This is a genomic window from Persicitalea sp., from assembly GCF_041751555.1.
Lineage (GTDB): Bacteria > Bacteroidota > Bacteroidia > Cytophagales > Spirosomataceae > Persicitalea.
Genome location: NZ_JBGSXF010000538.1, coordinates 1 through 5,052, shown reverse-complemented (window position 1 = coordinate 5,052; position 5,052 = coordinate 1). Strand labels below are relative to the sequence as shown.

Below are 5,052 nucleotides of genomic sequence, written 5' to 3'. Positions count from 1 at the left end.
AAAAAAAAGGCCCTCATCATTGCCAAGGCCAAAGTGCTGGTCGGCTTTGATTTTTCCAAAGTGCGTTGGCGCGTCGAGGGCGAGAGTCGGCAGTTGGTGGTCGAGTACTTCCCGGCCCCGGAAATCCTGTCGATGGACACGGAGTACAAGTTCTACGATATCGAATCCGGATGGATCAACCGTTTCAAAACCGACGATTTGACCAACATCCTGTCCGAAGCCAAAGACGTGATGAACGAAAAAGCGATGGAAAGCGACCTGCCCCGCATCGCCAACAACCAGATACAACTGATGATGTACCAACTCGCCGCCAGCATGAACTGGAAGGTGCAGATGCAACTCAGCGAGTCGAATCAGAAGATGCTTGAATTGTATTCGGCGTACCGGGAGTTGGATGCAGAGGTGGAATCGTTGCCCTCGAAGGAGTCAGGGGGAAAGGGGTCAACGGTTAACGGTTAACGGTTCGCGAAATTCGTATGTCGTCGCTATCAAATATAAAAATGATAGCGTAGAACGCCGTTTAACCGTTGACCTTTGACCATTAACCATCTTTCATTTCCCCCAAAGGCTGAACCATCACCACCTCCTCCTTCTCCACTACCACCGCGCCGGGTGGCAAGCCCTTAGGCTTTCTTACAAATTTTTTCGGCGTGACTATCACCGGACATAGGCTGTCGGTGCGGCGCTTGGAGTACCAGGCGGCCAGTTCGGCGGCGCGTTCAATGACGGGTGCCGGGAACTTCTTGCCCGCCTGGTACTTGATGAGGACATGCGAGCCTGTGACATCGCGGGCGTGCAGCCAAAGGTCTTCTTTATGGGCGTATTGCTGGGTGAGCAGGTCGTTGTTTTTGGCATTCCTACCGACCAGAATTACGTAGTTCTGAAACTCGACACGGCGGAAAAGTTGGCCCTGATCTTCGGTGGTTTTGCCGGGGGCAAGTCCATTTTTCTTGATGTAGTTGCGCAGGTCGCGCAGCAAGTCGATTTTTTCGATAGCGGCGTAGTGCTCACGCACTTGTGCCAGGTCTCTTTCCCGCAAGTCCAGGTTTTCCTGGATTTTATCCGTTTCTATTTTCTCATTTTTGGCTTTGCGGTAGTACATTTCCGCGTTCTTCTGCGGAGAAAGGTCTTTTTTTAATTTAATGGAAATCGGTTGGTCGCGGTAGAAGTCGTGCAGTTCCACGCGCTCGGCGCGTTCGGGAATCTGGTGCAGGTTAGCCATCAAGATGTGGCCCAACTCCTCGTTTTTGCCGCCTTCTTCCAACGCCACAAGTTTTTGGAATGAATTGGCTAGGTAGTTTTCGGTTTGCTTGATGCGCTTCTGCAACATCCGCAGCCAGTCAGCCTTTTCCTTTTCAAGATTGCCGATCCGGGCGTAAGCATAGTAAAACCGATTGAGCGCTTTCAGCGGATCGTCGAACGTCTCGGTAATCTCGCCCACGGGCAGCAGCGAGAACGTGGGCAGATGGTGTAGATGAGTTAGGTAAAAAGTAGGGGCCAGGAGTTTTTGCAACACTTCCTGAATAATCTCCCACTTCTCCTCAGGGATTTCGACGGCTTCCAGTTTTGGCTTCAAATACCCTTTTACTACTTTTCCATAAGTCGGAAAAAGTTTCTCGAAGCGCTCACCCTCCGCTAAAAACGCTTCGTAAGATTGATCCAGTGTCCGGTCGAGTTCCTCAAGTTTGAGGGCATGGTCGCCTGTGAGTTTGTTGTTAAAAACATCAAGTACTTCGCCGTCAGGATTAAAACGTACGATGTTGGAACGGTTCCCAAATAGCTTGAACACCAGCACCTCGCCATTTTCCAGATAAATCCCCAGAGCCCGCTCGTTGTCGAAGGCCCGCACGTGATCAACTTTTTGTTCGTACAAATCGGTGAACAAATCCACGCTATTCCGGCGGGCACGGTCGAACTGCTCGGGAAAACTCAGACTGGCGAAGTCAGGCCGCAGCGAGGCTTTGATGAAGAAGGGCTTGTAGAAATTATGCTTCCCCCGTCCCTCGGCGAACACCAAAATAATCTCGTCCCGTTCTTGGCTAAACGCTTCCAAAAACTGCTTACCCCCGATCTCACGGTCAAGCGCCGGAGCAAGTTGGCGGAGAAAGTAGTGGTTTTGGTGCATGGCGGTGGTGGTGTATGAGAGCGTGGTGTTAGAGCCACAAAGCGACAAAGGCCCAAAGCCACAAAGTGAAAAAATAAAGGCATCAACACTCTTCTTGCGCCAGCCTACTCTGTGGCTTTATCGCTTTGTGGATTTGTGCCTGACGGCAGCGTCAAACGCAATCCATCATATCCCAACCTCACCCCCTCCGGCAGTTCTTTTTCTACTTCTTCGTGCCTGCCCATGCGGTGGCTGAGGTGGGTCAGGTAGGTTTGGGGGATGTCGAGGCGTTCGATGAGAGCCAGGGCCTGGGCAAGTGTGAAGTGCGAGAGGTGATCTTCGCGCTGTAAGGCGTCGAGGACGAGGATTTTGGTGCCTTCTAGTTTTTTGAGTTCTTCTTCGGCGATGTAGTTGGTGTCGGTGATGTAAGCGAAGTCGCCAATGCGGAAACCGAAAACGGGCAACAGATGGTGCATGACCTGGATTGGGGTCAGGGTGACGCCCTCCACCTCGAAGGGCTCGTTTTCGATGGGATGCAGTTGCAGACGCGGCGCACCGGGGTAGGGTTTTTCGACGAAGGCGTAGGCAAACTCGGTCTTGATCTGATCCAGCACTTGGCGCCGCCCGTAGAGCGGCATGTCCTTTTTCTGGGAAAAATTGAAGCCTCGCACGTCGTCAAGCCCAGCGGTGTGGTCCTTGTGTTCGTGCGTGAACAGGATAGCGTCGAGTTTGCTGACACGCGCCCGGAGTACCTGCTGCCGAAAATCGGGACCGGTATCGATGATGAACGATTTGCCGTCCACTTCGATCCAGACCGACACACGAAGTCGCTTGTCGCGGTAATCGAGGGAACGGCATACGGCGCAGTCGCAGTTGATCACGGGGACGCCCTGCGACGTGCCGGTACCGAGAAGCGTAACCTTCATGCGAACTATTCCGTCAAATTCGCCACCACTTCCACCAGGCGGTCAAAGTTGAGGGGCTTCATCAGGGCATCGTTGAAGCCCGCTTCCTTGAAATCTTCGTCGGTGTAGTTCTTGGCATTGCCCGTAATAGCTACAATGGGCGTCTTGGATTTTTCGGTGTCTTTCAAGCCACGAATGCTGCGGGCGCACTCCATGCCATCCATGATGGGCATATTGATGTCCAGCAGAATGATGTCGAACTTCTCTTTTTCGAGCAATTGAAGTACCTGCTCACCATTTTTAACAGCGGTGATTTCGTAATTTTGGAATTCCAGAATCTTGCGGGCTAGGTTTTGGATGACCGAGCTGTCTTCGGCAATCAGGACACGTTTGGTGTACGACATGGGGGAGTTATTGGAGTTTTTGGTTTAGTTTGGCTTGGTGAATTTAGGGATAATTATTTCAAGAAAGCAAAAATTTGGAATGATGAGTGATGAGTGATGAATGATGAATTGGCGGTTAACGGTCACCGGTCAACGGCGAACGGTTCGAGAATCACCTTTTATACTTTTGGTTTTCAGGATTTTAAATATCAGCTTATATTAAAATTTTTTTATCAAGATGAAATACCGACTTCTTTTTGGGTTGACTTTTATTCTGGCTGCGACTAACCCGTTTGTGAGGGCGCAGGATTTTGAAGATGAGATCGCGCTGCATCGGGAAGAGTACAAGGCGGAGTTCTTGAAAACAACCAACTCGCCATTGCAGGAAGCTGATCTGGCTTATTTGCGATTCTACAAACCGAATCCTGCTTTCCGAATTAAGGCGGAATTTGTAGCGACGACTGGCAGCGAGCCGTTCGAGATGCTGACTTACAGCGGAATGCGAAAGCCCTATGTAAAGTACGGGGAATTGCGGTTTGTGTTGAAAGGAAAAAAGCAGACCCTGAATGTATACCAAAGCCTGGATTTGCGCCGGATGCCGCAGTACCGCGATTATCTCTTTGTCCCTTTCAAGGACCTAACAAACGGCCACGAAACCTATGGTGGTGGACGCTACCTTGATTTTAGGATGAAAGACATAGAAGGCACAAGCTGTGTCTTGGATTTCAATAAAGCCTACAACCCTTATTGCGCTTATTCAGAAGGCTATAACTGCCCGATACCACCAAGGGAGAATCACTTGACAGCGAAGGTGGAGGCGGGAGAGATGAATTTCGGGAAAGAGCACTAGGGAAGGTCATTAGTAGGTAATAAATCAGCAATGCCAAAATAGAATCCTGGCACAACTACTCACTCTCCCGCTTCCCGCTGAAAGGCCCTTACCATCGTCGTGTAGTCATTGGCCATGTGCCGCTCTGTGGCAGAGTCCCAATGCAGCTCCTGACCCATCAGGTCGCAGACAGTTGGCAGGCACTCGAGCGTGGCATCCCAGTCGGTTATCTCCAGGCGGATGCGGCGGGCCAGAAAATCGCGGGGTGTGACAGCCATTTCGGAGCGTACTGCGTACACCACTTCGGCCTTGAGGTAGGGAAGGCGTTGTACTAATCGCTCGGCCAGGGAAGCGTCTTCTTTAATCAGCCCCACAGCTTTGTCGGCTCGTGATCCGTACTTCAAGATCAGGTGCTTGCAGGTATCCTCATCCAGGTCATATTCTTCCTGAATAGTCTTCCAGGCGTCGTATTCGAAGTTTTCGCCGCCTGCCAGCAGGTGGTTGGCTGTGAGGCAGGGGTTCGTTTCCCCTAATAGTTCTTCTACTTTCTCTACGGCGTCTCTAGCCATCAGGCGGTAAGTCGTCCATTTACCGCCCAGCAAACTAACTAGGTTGGAATCCGTGTCGTGCTCTACCTCATGGTCGCGGGTAAGGCCTTTGGTGGACTTAGTCGGGTCGGCAGCTAATAGTGGGCGTAAGCCGCCAAAGCCCGCCGTAAGGTCAGTAGCCGTTGGTTTTATTTTCAAATAAGGCGCTAGGGTATCCAGCAGGAAATCGACTTCTTTCTTTTCCAGGAAAGGCTCCTGCGTCCCGTCTCCGAACTCAGTGTCC

The 5,052-nt window shown here is 51.3% G+C and carries 6 protein-coding genes; 2 read left to right on the top strand and 4 right to left on the bottom strand.

Annotation, left to right across the window (positions count from 1 at the left end; all coding sequences use genetic code 11):
• On the top strand, nucleotides 1–459 hold a 459-nt coding region (locus ACEW8P_RS19205), incomplete at its 5' end, for a DUF4230 domain-containing protein (RefSeq protein ID WP_373514694.1).
• Between the two features lie 82 nt (nucleotides 460–541).
• On the opposite strand, the gene ACEW8P_RS19200 is transcribed toward ACEW8P_RS19205, so the two are convergent.
• The 3 genes from ACEW8P_RS19200 to ACEW8P_RS19190 form a co-directional block, all read right to left on the bottom strand.
• Complete coding sequence (locus ACEW8P_RS19200; RefSeq protein ID WP_373514693.1) at nucleotides 542–2,125, bottom strand: NFACT RNA binding domain-containing protein; 1,584 nt, start codon at nucleotides 2,123–2,125, stop codon at nucleotides 542–544.
• Between the two features lie 104 nt (nucleotides 2,126–2,229).
• Nucleotides 2,230–3,030 (bottom strand): MBL fold metallo-hydrolase, encoded by an 801-nt coding sequence (locus ACEW8P_RS19195; RefSeq protein ID WP_373514692.1) that lies wholly within the window; start codon nucleotides 3,028–3,030, stop codon nucleotides 2,230–2,232.
• 5 nt (nucleotides 3,031–3,035) lie between these two features.
• Nucleotides 3,036–3,413 (bottom strand): response regulator, encoded by a 378-nt coding sequence (locus ACEW8P_RS19190; protein ID WP_373514691.1) that lies wholly within the window; start codon nucleotides 3,411–3,413, stop codon nucleotides 3,036–3,038.
• A 217-nt stretch (nucleotides 3,414–3,630) separates the two neighbouring features.
• Between ACEW8P_RS19190 and ACEW8P_RS19185 the strand changes: the two genes are divergently transcribed.
• Nucleotides 3,631–4,242 carry a DUF1684 domain-containing protein gene (locus ACEW8P_RS19185; protein WP_373514690.1) on the top strand — a complete coding sequence of 204 codons (612 nt, stop codon included), beginning with the start codon at nucleotides 3,631–3,633 and terminating at the stop codon, nucleotides 4,240–4,242.
• A 59-nt stretch (nucleotides 4,243–4,301) separates the two neighbouring features.
• Here the strand turns inward: ACEW8P_RS19185 and ACEW8P_RS19180 are convergent.
• Nucleotides 4,302–5,052, bottom strand: a 751-nt coding sequence (locus tag ACEW8P_RS19180) for a glycerol-3-phosphate dehydrogenase C-terminal domain-containing protein (RefSeq protein WP_373514689.1), incomplete at its 5' end; no start/stop codon positions are given.

Bases quoted from the DNA above. Each gene is read 5' to 3' on its own strand.
- ACEW8P_RS19200 (WP_373514693.1), bottom strand. From the start codon at position 2,125: ATGCACCAAAACCACTACTTTCTCCGCCAACTTGCTCCGGCGCTTGAC.
- ACEW8P_RS19190 (WP_373514691.1), bottom strand. From the start codon at position 3,413: ATGTCGTACACCAAACGTGTCCTGATTGCCGAAGACAGCTCGGTCATC.
- ACEW8P_RS19185 (WP_373514690.1), top strand. From the start codon at position 3,631: ATGAAATACCGACTTCTTTTTGGGTTGACTTTTATTCTGGCTGCGACT.
- ACEW8P_RS19195 (WP_373514692.1), bottom strand. From the start codon at position 3,030: ATGAAGGTTACGCTTCTCGGTACCGGCACGTCGCAGGGCGTCCCCGTG.